The sequence below is a fragment of the Duganella sp. GW822-FHT06D06 genome, assembly GCF_058799615.1.
Genome location: NZ_JBXALQ010000008.1, coordinates 221,620 through 239,241 on the forward strand (window position 1 = coordinate 221,620; position 17,622 = coordinate 239,241).

Consider the following 17,622-nt stretch of genomic DNA (forward strand, 5'->3'; position numbering starts at 1 on the left):
GGCGCCCCCTAGGCCTGGCCGTGGGCGCCGCAAGCGGCCGCGCTGGCCACGGCCGCGCCGCGCAGCGCCTCGTCCTGGCGCGCCGTGATCAGCGGGATCACCTTGCGCTGGCCCGGCGGCTCGGCGCCGTACTCGCTGCGGCTGCCGCCCTCCTCCTCGAAGAAGAACTTGTCCTTGCCGAAGGCCGGCTTGAGCTCGTCCATCCAGGTCGCCTTCGGATCGAACTTGGCGTAGAACGGCTTGCGCACCCAGTCGGCGTTGCGGGCCTGCAGGAACTGCAAGGCGAACACCTTCTCGCCGCCGATGTTGACGATGCCGTCGATCACCACCTTGCCGGGGAAGGCGCTCATCGACGGCCCGCGCACCGTGCGCGACAGGCCCGACACCATCTGGTAGGCCCGCTGGAAGATCTCGTGCGCGCGCGCCAGCGGCAGCTGGAAATACTCGCGCGGCCCGGTGTCGCGCTCGACGAACATATAGTAGGGGATGGCCCCCAGCCGCACGCCGGTCTGCCACAACTCGGCCCAGCTGCGCGGATCTTCGTTGATGTGGCGGATCAGCGGCCCCTGCATGCGCAGCGTGGCGCCGGTGCCGACGATGCGCTTGACCGCCTGCTGGGCGATCTCCGGGCGCAGCTCCACCGCGTGGTTGTAGTGGCCCATGATGGCCATGTTCTTGCCGCTGCCGACCACCCGCTCGAACAGCCGCAGCAGGTCGTCGGCGTCGCGGTCGGTGACGAAGCGCTGCGGCCAGTACGCCACCGACTTGGTGCCGATGCGGATGTTCTGGATATGCGCCAGGTCCGGCGCCAGCAGCGGCTCGATATACGCCTCCAGCGAGCGGGTGTTCATGATCAGCGGATCGCCGCCGGTGATCAAGACATCGGTCACCTCGGGATGCAGGCGCAGGTAGTCGGCCAGCTGGTGCGATTCCTTGGCGTCGAACTTCATGTCGTCCATGCCGACGAACTGCGGCCAGCGGAAGCAGAAGGTGCAGTAGGCGTGGCAGGTCTGGCCGGCGCTGGGGAAGAACAGCACCGTCTCCTTGTACTTGTGCTGCAAGCCCTTGAGCGGGGCGTCGTTCACGCGCGGCACGTTGTGCGTCATCTGCCCGGCCGGATGGGGGTTCATGCGCAGGCGGATGCGCCGCACCAGCTCGCTCAGCGCCTGCTGGTTGGCGCGCCCCAGCACCAGCTCGCGCAGCTGGGCGTAGTCGTCCGGCGCCAGCATGTCGCGGTGCGGGAAGGTCAGGCGGAAGATCGGATCGTCCGGGATGTTGCTCCAGTCGATCAGCTGGTCCAGCACGTACTCGTTGGTGCGGAACGGCAGCACGTGCGACACCACCTGCACCGCTTCCTGCAAATCGGGCGTCAGCCATTCCCACTGGCGGGAATGGGGGATGGTCTGGCGGATGAAGGGCTTGAACTTGGGCGCCTGGGTGGCGGCGCTGTGCCAGGAGGCTGTCGGAGTAGAGGTCATCGCAAGTTCCTATCGCAATAAAAGGGGGGGCGGAGACTGCATGCTAGGCCGCCCGCGGAAATTGCGATTGCCGTAAATCAACTGACGCATGGAAATACATTTTTCCTTGATGCCGAGCGCGTGCAAAATTGCCACACGGCCAGACTTTGCGGCAGCGCAATCCCCGTGGTCCATGCCGGCGTAAAGTTCATGGGAGCAAGCCTCCCCGCCCCCCCCACCACAAGGAACCGCCATGAAACTGACCGCCATGCCGACCGCCATCGCCGCGATTGCCGCGTTTGTCGTCCCACTGCTGCACAGCACCGCCTGCGCCGCCGAGCCCACCGAAAAAGACGCCGTCGCCCTGGTCGAGAAGAGCGCCGCCTACCTCAAGGCCCACGGCAAGGACGAATTGATCAAGAAGGTGGCCGCCAAGGATCCGGACTTCGTGCAGGGTTCGCTGTACGTCGACCTGCGCGACCTCACCAGCGGCATCGTGCTGGCCCACCCGTTCAACCCCTCCATCGTCGGCAAGGACTTGACCGACGTGCCCGACGCCAGCGGCAAGAAATACCGCCGCGAGATCATCGAGCTGGCGGCCAAGAAAGGCCACGGCTGGGTCGACTACCAGTACAAGAATCCCGGCAGCGGCAAGATCGAACCCAAGACCACCTACATCCTGCGCGTCGGCGACGTGGTGCTGGAAGCGGGCATCTACAAAAAATAGCGGCGGGAGAGCACCATGCTGAGCAAACTGCGTATCGGTCCCAAACTGCTGCTGGCGCCCGGCCTGGTGCTGTTGCTGCTGATCGTCACGGCCGCCGCCGCCTACTACGGCATGGTGCGCCAGAACGCCTCGCTGGAAAACCTGGTGCAGGTGCGCGCCGCCCGCCTGCGCACCGCCGCCGACATCACCGGCGAAACCCGCTATGCCCACGCCCACATCTACCAGCTGCTGGCCTGGGTCAACGGCAGCTTTTCCCAGCCCCGGCTGGACGCGCTGTCCAGGCAGATCAAGGCCGGCCACGCCGCCATCGAAACCCAGCTGCGCCAGCTCGACACGCTGGCGGCGGCCGACCGCAACGCCGCCGAGCGCAAGATCGTCGAGCAGACGCTGCAATCGCTGGCCGCCTACCGCAAGGCGGTGCGCGACACCATGGAGATGGCCAGCATCGACCAGAGCATCGCCACCAACGCCATGGCCCACGGCGAAAAACAGTTCCTGTTGCTGAACGAGCAGCTGGCGCAGCTGTCGGCGCTGGAGAAAAGCCTCAGCGAGCAGGCCTACGCGCGCGCGGCGGCCGAGTTCCACACCCTGGTCACCAGCATGGCGGCGATCGTGCTGCTGTCGATCGCGCTGTCGCTGGGGGTGACCATGGCGGTGCGCGGCGCCATGCTGCACGACATCCGCGCCATCGCCGACGTGGTGGTGGCGCTGGCCGCCGGCCGCCTGGCGGCCGGCCGCGGCGACAACCGCGGCCGCGACGAGATCGCCGACACCGCCCGCATGCTGGACCACACCATGCACAAGCTGACCCAGACCCTGGGCGCGATCCTGGCGGCGGTGCAGGCGATCGACTGCGCCGCCCACGAAATCGCCAGCGGCAACCTCGACCTGTCGAGCCGCACCGAGATGCAGGCCGGTTCGCTGGAGGAAACCGCCAGCGCCATGGCCAGCCTGACCCGCGCGGTGCAGGACAACGCCGCCGGCGCCCAGCAAGCCTGCCAGCTGGCGGCCGGCGCCGCCGACCTGGCCCAGCACGGCGGCGCCGCGGTGCGCCAGGCGGTGCAGACCATGGCCTCGATCCGCGCCAGCTCGCGCCAGATCGTCGACATCATCGGCGTGATCGACAGCATCTCCTTCCAGACCAACATCCTGGCGCTGAACGCCGCCGTGGAAGCGGCGCGCGCCGGCGAGCAGGGCCGCGGCTTCGCGGTGGTGGCCAGCGAGGTGCGCACGCTGGCGCACCGCTCGGCCGCCGCCGCCAAGGAAATCAAGGCGCTGATCTCGGCCTCGGTGGCCACCATCGACAGCGGCAGCGCCTCGGTGCACCAGGCCGGCGAGCGGATGGAGGCCATCGTCGAGTCGGTGCAGCAGGTCAACGAGGTGATCGCCCGCATCAGCAAGGCCAGCGTCGAACAGGCCCAGGGCATCGCCGAGGTCAACCAGGCGGTCGGGCAGATGGACGATGTGACGCAGCAGAACGCCGCGCTGGTCGAACAGGCCGCCGCCGCCGCCGCCAGCCTGCAGGAGCAGGCGGTGCAGCTGTCGCAGGCGGTGTCGGTGTTCAAGGTGGAGCCGCAATCAGCGCATGGGCTTGCTCAAAAAACGCGAGCCGGCCAGGCCGAAGCGCCACGGCAGCTCCATCGCCTTGCTGATGCCGATGCGCGGGCCGGCTAGCACCTCGGGCGCCGGCCGCCCGGGCGCCAGCAGCGCGAACGGCGCCGCGTCCAGCGCCAGGTTGTTGTGCGCGCGCGTGACGCCCAGCGCCTGGCACAGCCGCCCCGGCCCCGCGCACAGCAGCCGCTCGTCGTCCAGCCCGCGCCGTGCGCGCATCTGCGCCAGTCCCGCCAGCGGCTCCAGCGCGCGGATCAGCACGCCGGCGCCGTGGCCCTCCTCGCGGCAGACGAAATTCAGGCACCAGTGCAGGCCGTGCGAGCGGTACACATAGCTGCGCCCCGGCGGCCCGAACATGGAAAAATTGCGCGGCGTCGGGCCGTTGTAACTGTGCGCGGCCAGCTCGCTGCGGTCGTAGGCCTCGGCCTCGACGATGCGCCCGCCGACCCCGGCCACCAGCAGGGTGACGCCGATCAAGCGCCGCGCCACCTCGGCCGGGGGCGCGCTGAAATCGATGCCTGCCAGGTGCTGGTCCATGGCCGTATTGTAGACGCCCGTCTGGCCTGGACAACCACCAAACACATAACAAATGATTATCGAATCGCCGCACTTAACGGAAATTAGCGACAAAATATGGTGGGGGCGGCAGAAATTCAGGATAAATTCACGCCCGCCGCGCACGCTTGCGGCGATAATCGGGGTAAGCATGCCCAGCATGAGTGAGCGCCGCTGGTTTATAGTGCTGTATTGCATCGCCCACCCCGTACCCCTGAAGAACACCATGACGACAGTTGCAGCCCCAGCCATGCCAGTTGAAAACGCGGTGGAAGAAGCGCTGATGCGCTCCATCCGTATTCCGCCACGGCCCAGCCTGCTCGTCGACCTGCAGCGCGAGCTGGCCCAGTCCGACCCGTCGCCGCGCCGCATCGCCCGCATCATCGGCAACGACGTCGGCATGTCCGGCGCCCTGCTCAAGCTGGCCAACTCGCCGTTCTTCGGCGCCGCGCGCAAGGCCAAGTCGGTCGAGCAGGGCATCAACTTCCTCGGCATCAACCAGTGCGCGGCCCTGCTGACCGGGCTGCTGGCGCGCCAGGCCATCGACGGCAAGGAAGCCGACCTGAACGCGTTCTGGGAAATCTCGGCGCGCCGCGCCCAGGCCGTGGTGTTCTTCTCGCGCACGCTGCGCATCGCCCCGCCCGACATCGCCCACACCTTCGGCCTGTTCTGCGACATCGGCGTGCCGCTGCTGATGAACCGCTTCGCCGACTACGCCGCCACCTACGCCGACGCCTGCGACGACGCCGAGCAAGCCTTCACCGTCATCGAGGACAGCCGCTACAGCACCAACCACGCCGCCATCGGCTGCCTGCTGGCGCGCAACTGGGGGCTGTCGCCGGACGTCTCCTGGGCCATCCTGCTGCACCACGACTACCGGGTGCTGGACGACCCGGCCACCGACGACGCCGTGCGCTCGCTGGTGGCGCTGGCGCTGCTGGCGGAAAAAGGCATCGCCCGCTTCCACGGCAGCAAGCTGTCGTATGAGTGGGAAAAAGGCGGCGAGCGCGCCTGCCGCCACCTCGGCCTGTCCGAGGATGAAACCGCCGACCTGCTGGACGAACTGCACGAAGCCTTCCACACCGAACGATAAATAAAAATGCCAAAAAATAAGCGCCCGCAAGCGCGCAAATCCGCGAACTCCCCGGAACTCAAAGACGAACAGCAAACCACCGAATTGTGCGCGCTGGCGCTGGACCTGGCCGATGGCGAGTTCAACCACGACATCGTGGCCGACAGCACCCGCGCCGAACTGGCCCAGAAGACGCTGGACTTCCAGCGCCTGCTGCGCAAGCTGCTCAACCAAAGCAAGGACGAGGTGCTGTACGGCGCCATCGAGCTGGCGCGCGACGAGTCGCGCGACGGCTACCGCTACCTGCGCAACGCCGTCGAGGAGGGCGCCGCCAGCCTGATGCTGCGCCGCGAAGGCGCGCCCGAGATGGAGATCGACGCCTTCGCGATTCCGGTGTTCGTCCACAGCCAGGGCGGCCTCGACCCGGCCTTCGATTTCCAGGACGCCGCCGCCTACGAAGCCCTGCTGGCCAGCTTCACCGACGCCGGCCTGGAAAGCCCCAAGGCCAAGGTAGTGCTGGTCAGCCACGGCTACGACCTGGATCAGTTCGAACGCGTCAGCTACGGCCAGCTGCACACCATGGTGCGCGAGGCGGCGCAGTCGCTGACCGAGAAAAAAATCGCCGCCGCGCCGGCGCTCGAGCGCAGCATGGCGGCCGGCTGGGCGGCCACCGGCTTCGGCGCCGACGACACCGCGGTCGAGCTGCGCTTCCTGCTCGGCTTCGCGCTGAAGCGCGCCGACGACGCCTTCTACCAGGTGCCGGCCGGCGAGAAGGCGGCCGACGCCTATTTCGCCCGGCGCGCCGAGCGCTACCAGAAGTGGACCGAACAGCACGCGCCGCTGGTGGCGCGCTGCCTGGGGCGCGGCCGCGGTGACGGCGCGCTGCGCCTGAACTTCCTGTACCAGGACCTGTTCTTCGGCGCCCGCGAACAGGGCCAGTCCGAATACGCGATGCTGCAGCTGCTGTCGGCGCTCAACCAGGCCATCGACGGCCGCGCGCCGGCCGGGCTGAACGCCGTCATCGCGCCGGCCGACATCGACGACGAGATGGTGCTGCGGGTCCAGCTGCGCGACGGCGAGGCCGTGCTGGCCAGCGGCGACAAGCCGCTCGACCTCGGCGCCGACCTGGAACTGGAGGTCGACGACCTGCGCGACGCCCTGGCCAGCATCGGCATCGGCGCGGTGCAGGTGGCGCTGCGCTTCGACGCCGACGGCGAGCCGCTGGAGCTGCGCCCGCTGGCTTAAGCCGGCCGCAAATTCCCGTTTGACATCGCCCCGCGAGCCGAGGATACTTTCCTCAAGCGGAACCCAGAATCCGCTGCCTGGTGCGGCGCCGGCTTGTGCTCCGCAGCAAAGGGAGACACGTCATGAAACCATGGGCCCTGACCTTGTGCGCCGCGCTGCTGTGCGGTTGCGCCGGGCCGTCGTTGACGCCGCGCGCGGCGGCGCCGATGCTGTTCCACGATCCCCTGTTCCAGCCGCCGGCGGCGCCGGTCGACACCGCCCACGTGTTCGCCGTCAGCCCCGCCATGCGCAGCTACCTGAGCCGCGAAATCGGCCACAGCCTGACGCGCAAAGATCCGCGCCGCGAGCTGTTCGACGCCCTCTACCGCAAGGACAAGCTGCAGCTCGAATACGATTCCGCCATCACCCGCGACGCCGCGCAAACCTTCGAGGCGCGCGCCGGCAACTGCCTGTCGCTGGCCATCATGACGGCCGCGCTGGCGCGCGAGCTCAACCTGGTGGTGCAGTTCCAGCAGGTCGAGGTCGAGGAAAGCTGGAGCCGCGCCGGCAACCTGTACTTCGCCAGCAACCACGTCAACCTGGCGCTGGGCCGGCCGCGCCTGTCCCATGGCGACGCCTACAGCGTCGACCTGTCGAACGCGCTGACGGTGGACTTCATCCCCATCCCGCCCAAGGCGCGCGAGAACGCCCGGCCGCTGGAAGAACACACCATCGTCGCCATGTACCTGAACAACCGCGCCGCCGAGCTGCTGTCGCAAGGCCAGCTGGACGAGGCCTACTGGTCGGCCCGCAAGGCGGTCGAGCAGGACCCGGGCTTCCTGCACGCCTACAACACGCTGGCCGTGGTCTACCAGCACCACGGCAACCTGCCCGAGGCCGAGCAGGCGCTGCGCTACGCGCTGTCGCAATCGCCCGACAACACCATCTTCCTGTCCAACCTGGTGCAGTCGCTGGACGCCCAGCACACCCCGGACAAGCAGGCCGAGGCGGCCAGGCTGCGCATCCGCCTGACCCAGCTGGAACCCGACCCGCCCTTCCATTTCTTCAACCTGGGCCAGGCCGCCATGCAGGCCGGCGACTACCGCCGCGCGCGCGAGCTGTTCAAGCGCGAGGTGGAGCGGGTGCCGGACTACCACGAGTTCCACTTCTGGCTGGCGCTGGCCAATTACCAGCTGGGCAAGCTGCGCGAAGCCGACGCCCACATGGCCAAGGCGCTGGCCAACAGCACCACGCGCGGCGACCACGACCTGTATTCGGCCAAGCTGGACCGCATCCGCGCGTATGAGGCGCACGCGACGGGCAAATAGCTGCGCGCGATGGTATTCTGGCCGGGGCGCGGCCGTGCGCGCGTCCCGACGCTTGACACATAGTTGCAAATACGCAACAATTGTAAAATGTGTAAATCAAGCTGTGCTTACCCCAAGGATACCGCCATGCAGAGACCCAGGTCCGTCTACCTCCTGCCACTATTGCTGGCCGCCCTGCTGACCGGATGCGGCGGCGGCGGCGGCGGTGGCGGCGGCGCCGATCCTGGCACCCCGGTGGTCTCGCCGGCCCTCAGCTTCAATCCCGACACCGTCCGCGCCAGCGTCACCGCCGGCACCTCGACCACCCTCAACGTCATCGCCACCGTGGCCAGGCCGGCCGACTTCGCCAATACCGCCAGCGTGCTCGCCAGCGTGGTCGACAACAACGGCGTGCTGCTGCCGAACGCCCAGCTGATCCGCGACAGCGACAGCCAATACCACGCCGTGCTGCACACCGCGCCGTCGCTGACAGCCGGCACCTACAGCGGCACCTTCACGGTGCGCCTGTGCCGCGACAGCGGCTGCGCCTCGCAATTGCCCGGTTCGCCGATGCAGCTGCCCTACAGCCTGCAGGTGACGGCGGTCGGCCAGCTGGCCTTCAGCGCCACGCCGGCCGTCGCGCTGAGCGGCACCGCCCGCGTCGGCGCCGCCGCGCCGGCCGCGATCGACGTCGCCATCCGCAGCGAAGGCCGCAACTGGACCGCCAGCAGCGGCGCCGCCTGGCTCAAGCCGGGCGCCGCCGCCGGCAGCGGCAGCGGCAGCCTCAGCGTCGCCTTCGACGCCAGCGGCCTGGCCGTGGGCGACTACAGCACCACGCTGACCATCAGCGCCAGCGACGGCCAGAGCGCCATCCTGCCGGCCACGCTGTCGGTGCAGCCGAGCGGCCTGGTCACCGCCGGCAGCGTCACCTTCAACGCCATCAACGGCGCCCCGGTGCCGAACCAGGTGATCGCGCTCGACACCGACGACAAGCTCAGCGCCAGCTGGAGCGCCGTCGCCAACGGCGCCTGGCTGCGCGTCTCGCCCACCAGCGGCACCACGCCGTCCACCGCGGTGCTGACGGTCGATCCCACCGTCGGCACGCTGGCCAGCGCCAGCTACAGCGGCAGCGTCACGCTGAGCGCCAGCGGCCAGGCCGGCCGCAGCCTGCCGGTCACGCTCAACCTGAGCCCGGCCACCTTGAGCACCTCGCTCAACAGCATCACCCTGGGCGGCGCCTACGGCCGCGACTTCAGCACCAGCCCGAGCCTGTCGCTGAGCCTGAACACCGTCACCAATTCCTGGCCCTGGTCGTTCGACACGCTGCCCGCCTGGGCCGACGCCAGCCTGGCCGGCGGCGTCGTCAACCAGGCCGCCCGCAGCGTCGCCTTCAGCGCGCTGCCGGCCAACGCCGGCGTCGGCGTCAGCTCGACGCTGGTCAACGCCACCGCCCGCGTCAACGGCGACCGCGTGGTGGCGCCGGTGCTGCTGACCATCAACAAGGACCAGCACAAGCTGCTGCCGTCGGAAACCGGGGTCGCCTTCAGCGCCACGCCGTCCTGGACCAGGCTGACCCGCACCCTGACCGTGCGCGACAACTACGGCAGCTTCGGCGGCATGAGCGCCGTCTCCAGCCAGGGCTGGCTGGTGGCCGGCGTCAGCGGCAACCAGCTGATCCTGACGGCCGACCCGGTGTCGCTGGGCGCGAACACGCTGAGCATCGCCACCGTCACGCTGACCCCGCTCAATACCGACGCCAGCGCGCCCGAGCCGATCCGCGTCGCCCTGTGGAAAGGCACGCGCACGCCGCAGGCCAACGTCAGCACCGTGCTGACCTACGCCAACGTGGTCACCGACCCGATCCGGCCCTATGCCTATGTGCACAACGGCGGCGCCTACATCGACGTCTACAACCTCTACAGTGGACAAAAGACCGCCACCATCGCCGGCCTGGGCGCCAGCCTGGGCGACATGGCCACCAGCACCAACGGCGACTACCTGTACCTGTTGAACCTGAGCAGCCGTTCGCTGGTCACCATCGACCTCAACACCCAGACGGTGCTGTCGCAGATCGCGGTCGACGCCGACCAGGCCACCCGCCTCAAGGTGATCCGCCCGAACGGCGTGGAAATGCTGGTGCTGAGCAACGGCGCCGCCTACCTGACCGCCAACAACGCCCGCGTCAGCCTGCCGCTCAGCGGCGGCGGCACGCTGGCCGCCAGCGGCGACGGCAACCGCCTGCTGCAGCAGTCCGAGAACGCCGCCGTGGTGGCGATCACCACGCTCAGCGTCGACTACGCCGCGCTCAACGGCGGCACCCTGTACCCGGCCAAAATCCCGGCCGCCAGCCACGCCAACACCGGCACGCTGGGCCAGGACATCGCCGTCAGCCAGGACGGCACGCGGATCTACACCGCCAACAGCGCGCCCAAGCTGTGCAGCATCATCAATCCGAGCGACCTGGGGGTGCTGGGCTACCTGGCGGCCGGCGACGGCACGCCCAACAACATCGAGCTGGGCAGCGACGGCCGCATCTATTGCGGCGCCGCCGTCAGGGCCGCCTTCAGCGATGTGTGGATGTACGACAGCACCGGCAAGCTGCTGAACCAGTACAAGCTGGTCGGCAACGGCAAGCAGCTGCTGCCGCGCCAGCTGGCGGTGTCCGGCGACGGCCTGCTCTTGATCGGCATCACCGACGACGGCGTGGCCACCATCGTCCCGGTGGGGCCGTAAGGCGACTCAGTAGCCGGTGCTGCGGCCGGCGATGAGCGGCAGCTCGTCGTCGCTGGTCATGGCCCAGATCAGGCGGGCGATGGTTTCCGAGGCGATCACCGTGTGGTGATTGCCTTGCGCCATCAGTTTTTCGCGGATCTCGCGCCGCACGGCGGGGATGCCGGTCAGGTCGAACAGGATGTCGACGCCGCCGCCCAGGGCGACAATCTGGTCCAGCGTCAGCACCGCCAGGCCGGCGTCGAGCGCCAGCTGGCGGCCCGGCGTATCGCCGCTCTCGGCCACGCCCACCAGCTCCACGCCGCGCTCGCGGCGGCCCAGCATATTGCGCAAGAAGGCCGAGCCGATACGGCCCAGGCCGACGATGGCGATTTTCTGATTATCCATTTTGTCCCCAGCTAAGTTGAACTGCGATGTATACCCCTGTCAAATCTGTGTTAAAAAGAAAGTGTATTTAAAGCAAGCATAACCACGCTCCCTCGACAAGGCAAGCTGCATGGAACGCAACGACCTGCTGGACCACATCTTTTGGCACACCCTGACCGGCGCCCACGCGCGCCACGCCGACGGCAGCGGCGGCGCGCGCCGCTACACCCAGGGTTTCTCCCCCATCGTCGCCTTCGCCGATCCGGCCCGGCCGGACTTCGCCGCGCTGGCGGCGGTGTGCGCGCCGGGCGAACCGTTCTACTGCGACAGCTGGCACGGCGCCGCCCCGCCCGGCTGGAAGATAGACGCCGAGAGCACCATGTTCCGCATGCTCTGGAGCGGCGCCACGCCGGCCGCCGATCCGGCGCCGGAGGCCCTGCCGCTGGGCCCGCAGCACGCGGCGCAGGCGCTGGAGCTGGCCCTGCTCTGCAAGCCGGGGCCGTTCGGCCTGCGCACCATCGAGCTGGGCGACTACTTCGGCTACTTCGACGGCGAGCGGCTGATGGCCATGGCCGGCGAACGCCTGCGCGCGCCCGGGCTGTGCGAAATCAGCGGCGTCTGCACCCATCCCGACTACCAGGGCCGGGGGCTGGCCAAAAAACTGATACTCAAGCTGGTGCGCCGCCACCTGCGGCGCGGCGACCGCTCCTTCCTGCACGTCATGCGCAGCAATGACGCGCACCAACTCTACCTGCGCATGGGCTTCGAGGATTACCTGGAGTCGGTGGTGCGGGTGATCTCCCGCGAGGAAACATAAGATGCAAGCATTGATCATCATCGACATGCAACAAGGCATGGCCAGCCCGGCCGCCGGCGCGCGCAACAACCCCGACGCCGAGCGCCACATCGCCGCCCTGCTGGACGCCTGGCGCGCGGCCGGCGCCCCCGTGGTCCATGTGCGCCACCTATCGCGCACGCCGGGTTCGCCGTTCTGGCCGGGCCAGCCGGGCGCCGAATTCCAGCCGCGCCTGGCGCCGCTGGCGCACGAACATGTGGTGGAAAAGAATGTGCCGGACTGCTTCGTCAACAGCGGCCTGGAGCGCTGGCTGCGGGTGCGCGGCATCGATCGCCTGGTGCTGGCCGGCGTCAGCACCAACAACTCGGTGGAGGCCAGCGCCCGCAGCGCCGGCAACCTCGGCTTCGCCACCAGCGTGGTGGCCGACGCCTGCTACGCCTACGCCAAGAACGACTACGCGGGCGCGCCCCGCAGCGCCGACGATGTACACTACATGGCATTGTCCAACCTCGATGGCGAGTACGCCGCCATCGTCGATACGGCCGGCTTGCTGGCCACCTTCAAGGATAGCTAGCCATGCGCATCGCCATCGTCTCCGACATCCACGGCAACCTGGCCGCACTGGAAGCGGTGGTGGCCGACATCCGCCACCAGGGCGTGGACGCGGTGGTCAACCTGGGCGACAGCCTGTCCGGTCCGCTGCTGCCGCTGGAGACGGCGCGCTACCTGATGGCGCAGGACTGGGTCCACCTGGCCGGCAACCATGAGCGGCAGATCCTGGAACTGCATCCCGGCTCCGGCGCAGCCGACGCCTACGCCCGCGCGCAGCTGACACCGCCCGAACTGGCGTGGATCGCCACGCTGCGGCCGGCGCTGCAATACAGCGAAGACGTGTTCCTGTGCCACGGCACGCCCACCAGCGACCTCACCGGCCTGCTGGAAACGGCCGAGCGCCACGCCGGCGCCGCCGACATCGAACAGCGCCTCGGCCAGGTCGACGCCAGCCTGGTCGCCTGCGGCCACACCCACGTGCCGCGCAGCGTGCGCAGCGCGCGCGGCACCTTGCTCGTCAATCCCGGCAGCGTCGGCCAGCCGGCCTACGCCGACGACCATCCCTATCCCCACGCCATCGAATCCGGTTCGCCCGACGCCCGCTACGCCATCGTCGAGCGCCGCCAGCAACGCTGGCAGGCGCAGCTGCTCAGCGTCCCCTACGACCACCGCAGCATGGCCGAACTGGCCTGCGCCAACGGCCGCGAAGACTGGGCCGTCGCGCTGATGACCGGCTATGTCACATCTGGCGAAAGCGCCGCACAAACGCCTCGGCCACCGGCAGCGACTCGCGCCGGCTCTTGAGTTTCAAGGTCAGCTGGCCCGCCATATTGGGGGCGATGCTGGCGATCTCCGTCGCGTTGACCACCGTCGAGCGGTGGGTTTGCCAGAACTGATCCGGGTCCAGCTCGCTCATCAGCTCCTTCAGCGTTTTCTTGATCAGCACCTCGGAATCGGCCAGCACCACCCGGGTATATTTCTGGTCCGACTGGAAAAACACCACGTCGTCCGTCATGATCAGCCGGATCGCATCGCCCACCGACGCGGTGATCCAGCGCAGATACGACGCCGGCCGCTGCGGCGCGTGCGGCCCGACCTGCGGCGGCAGGCCGACCGGCCTGGCGGCCAGGCGCTGCTGGAGCCGGCCCACGGTCAGCGCCATCCGTTCGGGATCGATCGGCTTCAGGATGTAGTCGACCGCGCCATGCTCGAACGCTTCGATCGCGTGGGCGTCGAAGGCGGTCACAAACACCACGTGGCAGCGCTCGCGCACCAGGCGGGCAAGCTCGAGTCCATTGGGACCGGGAATCTGAATGTCGAGAAAGACGATCTCCGGCGCGTGGCGGGCAATCTGGCGCAAGGCCTCGTCGCCATCGGCCGCAAGGCCGGCGATCGTCAACGCCGGCCACAGCTCGCTGAGCAATTCGCGCAACTCGTCCTGCATCGCCGGCTCGTCTTCGACGATCAATGCCCTCGGGGCCGTTTCACTGGCAGACTTGCTTGACCACATATCCATACACTCCCGGGTTGACCACTGTTTGCAATCCAGACCGACCGGCCGGCAGCAGCGCCGCCACGGCCTGCGCCAGCGCGGCCATGCGCACCGGCGTGATGTTGACAGATCCAGTGGCGAGCTCGACACCGACATACCCGTCCCAGGCCGCCAGCTCCAGTTGCAGCGCGCGCGCGCCGGCATCGATGGCTTCGTCGAGCAAGGCGGACGCGATCAAGAACAAGGGGCCGGAACGGGTCTGCGTACCGGCGCCCTGAGGCAACACGCGCAGCTCGATCGCCATCCGGTGTTCGGCCGCGCGCAAGGCCACCAGCGCTCGGATCAGCGCTATCTCGGCGGCGAGGCTGTCCTGGCCGCCGCGTCCGCGGCTCATCGCCAGCCGTAGATAACTGATCAGATGGTCGAGCAAGGCCGATGCATCGGCCGGCGTGCCGCGGTAGCGACGCTGGACCACACTCAACACGCGCGCCACCATGGCCGGATCGACCTGGGCGCGGGCGCTCCCCAGGCGTGCCCGCGCCAGCTGGTGCGCGAGCCGCGCCCGCGTGCCCAGCAGGTCGGTGAACCTGGCATGGTCTTCGGCGCGCCGCAGGGAAAGCAGATACAGCCATCCGATCAGGCCGCCCCATAGCAGCGTCTGCATCCAGAAATTGACCAGCTGCGCGGGGTGCCCGCCGAAGTCGGCGCTCGGCCCATTGCCCAGCACCAGCGGCAAGCCTCTGGCGAGCAGCGTGGCGGCCGTGGTGCCGAGCGTTAGCAGGAGCAGGAATCTGGCCGGGTGGCGGATCAGCTCCGATCCGCTGTCGATGCACAGCCGGACAGAGAAAGCGACCACCAGCGCGGCCAGCGCGCAGGCCAGCGAATCCCAGGCAAACGCGGCCAGGAACACATCCCAGCCGTCGCGTTCGATGCGGACCAACCACGCCGGCACCTCCGTGAGCCGCTCGGTGACCGTGCCGATGGCGGCAAACGCCAGCGTCTGGCGGTAGTTCGAACGCAATCGTCCGAGCGCGGCAGCGCCCCGCTGTCGGCTCCACTCAAGCATGTCCGGCCCCCAATGCGATGCGGATCGCTGCGCGCACGCCAGCGCCGTCGCCTGGCGCCACCGCCAGCGTGGCGCCGCCGCCGAACTTGCCGCGCAAGCGGGCGCGCACGGTCGCAAGGCCCAGCCCATGTCCCGACGACAGCCGCAGACCGACGCCGTCGTCGCTGACGTCGATCGACAATACACGCTGGTCCAGTCCGACGTCAATCCGGACCAGGCCGCCGCCGGCCTGCGGACCGACTCCGTGGCGCACGGCATTTTCGACCAGGGTGGCGATGGTCAGCGCCGGCAAGTGGACCGCGTGCGACGCCGGCGACGCACAGATGGCGTAGCGCAAGCGGCCAGCGCTACGCTGTTCGATCAAGCCCAGGTAAAGGGTCACCAGATCGAGTTCGTCGGCGACGCTCCAGTCGGCCTTGCGCAACGCCGGCAGCGCTCGCTCCAGGTAGGCGATCAGGCTGCTCAGCACATTATCCGCCGCCGCGTCGTCCACGCGGTACAGCCGTTTCACATGCGCCAGCGTATTGAACAGGAAGTGCGGCTCGATCTGCGCTTCCAGCATCGCCAGTTCGCTGCGATCGACGTCGGTCCCCAGCATATCGGTTTCCAGCTGCAGGCGCAGCGCGCGCGCGGCCTGTCCATACGCATGGTCGCGCATCAACAACCAGCCATAGATGAACATCGCCACCATGACGGCGCGGTAGACCACCAGATAGTGGCCGGCGCGCACATCAGGACGCCCGGCCCCGGCAGGAAACAGATAGAGGTAGACCACGCCGGCGGCGAGTATTCCTCCCGCCAGCACGACCGGCAAACCCACCAGCATGCGCGCCGCCAACGCCAGCGGATAGCGCCGTTCGAGGAGCGGGCTCAGGTGCGTCGCGCAAGCCCATACCAGCAAGGCCATCAGTGTATGAAAAAACAGCAAGATGGTTTGCGCGGCCGAAAAGAAGGCGGGATCGTCCGCGAATAGCCAGTCGGGCAGGATCGAGTGCAGCGTCAGCACGCCCACGGCGAGCAGCCCCCACAGCGGCGCGGGAAGCTGACCATGCCGCAAGCGTTGGTATTGCTCATGCATACAGTAGACCTATAGTCATCGATGCCAGAGTATAAGCCTAGGCTCGCCACGCCCGGCATCGGTTCGGAATCCTACAACCATCCCTGGTATCGGTTGGCCAACCAGCCAGCGGCCTCGTCATACTGCTGCCACTGCATATAGACCAGCAAGACCAGGGTTACCACGCCAAAGCCGCGCCGCAGCGCCAGGCCGTTGCGGGCCAGGATGGGCAGACGCGCACTGATCGTTTTGCCGCCATACGCGATCAGCAGCATCGGCAGGCCGGTGCCCATGCCAAACGCCAGCAGCAAGGCCAGGCCCCGGCCCAGATTCCCGGAGCCCGCCACCAGGGCGATGATGGAGGCCAGGACCGGTCCGGAACACGGCGTCCACACCGCTCCCAGGCTCAAGCCGATGATGAATCCCCCGGTTTTCCCCGCGCCCGGGCTGGGAGCCAATTTCATGCCCAGGTCCGAAACACCCTGCAACATCAGGCTCATGCGCGCATACAAGGCAGGCCACAGCAGTACGACGGCAAACGCGGCAAGCAGGAGAATGGCTATTTGACGTATCAGGACCGGCGATGCCCCCGCAACACCCACGCCTTTCGCAAACGCCAACGCCACCGTGGTAAATGAAGTGACAAAACCCAGGATGATAAAAACGGGTCGGCTGCTCCGTTCTGTGGTGCTACCCAACAAAATCGGCAATACCATCAGTATGCAAGGGCTAGCAATCATCGCCAGGCCCGCCAGGAAGGCAAACCCCAACTCTATTCCATTCATTGTCTATCCCTGTCTTGATTGATGAAGCCTGGCTCCAGGCGAAATTCGTTTGTATCGGCGATCAGTCTAGGGCGTGCTTGCCAGGGCAGGTGAGCCAGGGGGATGAAGGCAGTTATTCCGGGGATGGAGCTGCGCTTTTCGGCGATACAGCGGCGGAGCGGCCTCCGGCCACTTGCAAAAATTCGCTTATAAGCTAATTTGTATCGCATAACCCACTATCTTGATGTTCATGGAAAAGATCACTATCAGGAATCGCCGCGGCCATTGAAATGCTGCGTGACTGGAAGGGAAGAAATGACAAAAGCACACCGCTCTCATGACGAAGCGACCGCCGCCATGTTCCGTAACGACCCTGCGCTCGCCGCTGAATATCTCAACGATGTACTCGCAACCGGCGACGAAGTGGACCTGATGCTGGCGCTCAGGGCCCTCAGCAAGGCGTTTGGAGGCATACAAGAAGTGGCGCGGCAGGCCGACTCCAATCCCAATACGATGTATCGCACTCTGTCGAAACAAGGAAACCCCTCACTGAAGACCTTGCGTGCGGTGTTGAATGCCATGGGTTTGCGCTTGGCGGTTCACCCCATCCGCTGAATCAAGCGAGCTTCCCTGGCGGACTTGGACCGAATACTGCAGGAGGTAAAAAAGTGATGAAACCGATTTTTATTGGCATCATGCCGCAAGAGAAAATTCGCGAGCGCGTGCTCGCGAGCGCCCGCGGCAGCTACAAACCGAAACCTAACGAACCCAAGTCTGGTTCACCTCCATGGCAGGACCGGCGTATTCAAGTGGCGTAAGATGAGCGATGTTGATCACTCGATCGTC

Annotated in this window: 18 protein-coding genes; 11 read left to right on the forward strand and 7 right to left on the reverse strand. The window is 67.6% G+C overall.

What is annotated here, in order from left to right; all coding sequences use genetic code 11:
* Nucleotides 1–8 precede the first annotated feature (8 nt).
* Nucleotides 9–1,478 carry a KamA family radical SAM protein gene (locus AC1RMD_RS17090; RefSeq protein WP_492927881.1) on the reverse strand — a complete coding sequence of 490 codons (1,470 nt, stop codon included), beginning with the start codon at nt 1,476–1,478 and terminating at the stop codon, nt 9–11.
* Between the two features lie 232 nt (nt 1,479–1,710).
* Between AC1RMD_RS17090 and AC1RMD_RS17095 the strand changes: the two genes are divergently transcribed.
* Both AC1RMD_RS17095 and AC1RMD_RS17100 read left to right on the forward strand, forming a co-directional pair.
* A complete protein-coding gene (locus AC1RMD_RS17095) occupies nt 1,711–2,184 on the forward strand; it encodes a cache domain-containing protein (RefSeq protein ID WP_492927882.1) in 474 nt (157 codons plus the stop codon).
* A gap of 15 nt (nt 2,185–2,199) precedes the next feature.
* Nucleotides 2,200–3,858 carry a methyl-accepting chemotaxis protein gene (locus AC1RMD_RS17100; protein ID WP_492927883.1) on the forward strand — a complete coding sequence of 553 codons (1,659 nt, stop codon included), beginning with the start codon at nt 2,200–2,202 and terminating at the stop codon, nt 3,856–3,858.
* Here AC1RMD_RS17100 and AC1RMD_RS17105 read toward each other — a convergent pair.
* A complete protein-coding gene (locus AC1RMD_RS17105; protein ID WP_492927884.1) occupies nt 3,763–4,332 on the reverse strand; it encodes a DNA-3-methyladenine glycosylase in 570 nt (189 codons plus the stop codon). The genes AC1RMD_RS17100 and AC1RMD_RS17105 overlap by 96 nt on opposite strands.
* Nucleotides 4,333–4,576: 244 nt before the next feature.
* Between AC1RMD_RS17105 and AC1RMD_RS17110 the strand changes: the two genes are divergently transcribed.
* The 4 genes from AC1RMD_RS17110 (at nt 4,577) to AC1RMD_RS17125 (ending at nt 10,686) form a co-directional block, all read left to right on the forward strand.
* Nucleotides 4,577–5,443, forward strand: coding sequence for an HDOD domain-containing protein (locus AC1RMD_RS17110; RefSeq protein ID WP_492927885.1), 867 nt, complete (start codon nt 4,577–4,579; stop codon nt 5,441–5,443).
* A gap of 6 nt (nt 5,444–5,449) precedes the next feature.
* Nucleotides 5,450–6,667, forward strand: coding sequence for a DUF2863 family protein (locus AC1RMD_RS17115; RefSeq protein ID WP_492927886.1), 1,218 nt, complete (start codon nt 5,450–5,452; stop codon nt 6,665–6,667).
* A gap of 122 nt (nt 6,668–6,789) precedes the next feature.
* The gene (locus tag AC1RMD_RS17120) at nt 6,790–7,974 is read left to right on the forward strand and encodes a tetratricopeptide repeat protein (RefSeq protein WP_492927887.1); all 1,185 of its coding nucleotides are present in this window, start codon (nt 6,790–6,792) and stop codon (nt 7,972–7,974) included.
* A gap of 126 nt (nt 7,975–8,100) precedes the next feature.
* The gene (locus AC1RMD_RS17125) at nt 8,101–10,686 is read left to right on the forward strand and encodes a BACON domain-containing protein (protein ID WP_492927888.1); all 2,586 of its coding nucleotides are present in this window, start codon (nt 8,101–8,103) and stop codon (nt 10,684–10,686) included.
* Between the two features lie 6 nt (nt 10,687–10,692).
* Here AC1RMD_RS17125 and AC1RMD_RS17130 read toward each other — a convergent pair whose 3' ends face one another.
* Nucleotides 10,693–11,070, reverse strand: coding sequence for a Rossmann-fold NAD(P)-binding domain-containing protein (locus AC1RMD_RS17130; RefSeq protein ID WP_492927889.1), 378 nt, complete (start codon nt 11,068–11,070; stop codon nt 10,693–10,695).
* Nucleotides 11,071–11,179: 109 nt separating this feature from the next.
* On the opposite strand from AC1RMD_RS17130, the gene AC1RMD_RS17135 reads away from it, so the two are divergent.
* Genes AC1RMD_RS17135 through AC1RMD_RS17145 form a run of 3 tightly spaced genes read left to right on the forward strand, consistent with a single transcriptional unit; the run spans nt 11,180 to nt 13,201 of the window.
* Entirely contained in the window at nt 11,180–11,866 is a 687-nt protein-coding gene (locus tag AC1RMD_RS17135; protein ID WP_492927890.1) for a GNAT family N-acetyltransferase, read from the forward strand.
* A 1-nt stretch (nt 11,867) separates the two neighbouring features.
* A complete protein-coding gene (locus AC1RMD_RS17140) occupies nt 11,868–12,419 on the forward strand; it encodes a cysteine hydrolase family protein (RefSeq protein ID WP_492927891.1) in 552 nt (183 codons plus the stop codon).
* Nucleotides 12,420–12,421: 2 nt separating this feature from the next.
* On the forward strand, nt 12,422–13,201 hold the full coding sequence (locus AC1RMD_RS17145) for a metallophosphoesterase family protein (protein ID WP_492927892.1): 780 nt from the start codon (nt 12,422–12,424) through the stop codon (nt 13,199–13,201).
* On the opposite strand, the gene AC1RMD_RS17150 is transcribed toward AC1RMD_RS17145, so the two are convergent.
* The 4 genes from AC1RMD_RS17150 to AC1RMD_RS17165 form a co-directional block, all read right to left on the reverse strand.
* Nucleotides 13,137–13,865 (reverse strand): LytR/AlgR family response regulator transcription factor, encoded by a 729-nt coding sequence (locus tag AC1RMD_RS17150; RefSeq protein ID WP_492927893.1) that lies wholly within the window; start codon nt 13,863–13,865, stop codon nt 13,137–13,139. The two genes, AC1RMD_RS17145 and AC1RMD_RS17150, sit on opposite strands and share 65 nt — an antisense overlap.
* A gap of 16 nt (nt 13,866–13,881) precedes the next feature.
* Nucleotides 13,882–14,910 (reverse strand): hypothetical protein, encoded by a 1,029-nt coding sequence (locus AC1RMD_RS17155; protein WP_492927894.1) that lies wholly within the window; start codon nt 14,908–14,910, stop codon nt 13,882–13,884.
* 37 nt (nt 14,911–14,947) lie between these two features.
* Nucleotides 14,948–16,033: a sensor histidine kinase gene (locus AC1RMD_RS17160; RefSeq protein ID WP_492927895.1), complete on the reverse strand. Its 1,086-nt coding sequence runs from the start codon at nt 16,031–16,033 to the stop codon at nt 14,948–14,950.
* A 71-nt stretch (nt 16,034–16,104) separates the two neighbouring features.
* On the reverse strand, nt 16,105–16,797 hold the full coding sequence (locus AC1RMD_RS17165) for a cytochrome c biogenesis CcdA family protein (protein ID WP_492927896.1): 693 nt from the start codon (nt 16,795–16,797) through the stop codon (nt 16,105–16,107).
* 294 nt (nt 16,798–17,091) lie between these two features.
* Between AC1RMD_RS17165 and AC1RMD_RS17170 the strand changes: the two genes are divergently transcribed.
* Both AC1RMD_RS17170 and AC1RMD_RS17175 read left to right on the forward strand, forming a co-directional pair.
* Nucleotides 17,092–17,391 (forward strand): helix-turn-helix domain-containing transcriptional regulator, encoded by a 300-nt coding sequence (locus tag AC1RMD_RS17170; RefSeq protein ID WP_492927897.1) that lies wholly within the window; start codon nt 17,092–17,094, stop codon nt 17,389–17,391.
* A 56-nt stretch (nt 17,392–17,447) separates the two neighbouring features.
* Nucleotides 17,448–17,594, forward strand: coding sequence for a hypothetical protein (locus AC1RMD_RS17175; RefSeq protein ID WP_492927898.1), 147 nt, complete (start codon nt 17,448–17,450; stop codon nt 17,592–17,594).
* Nucleotides 17,595–17,622 lie beyond the last annotated feature (28 nt).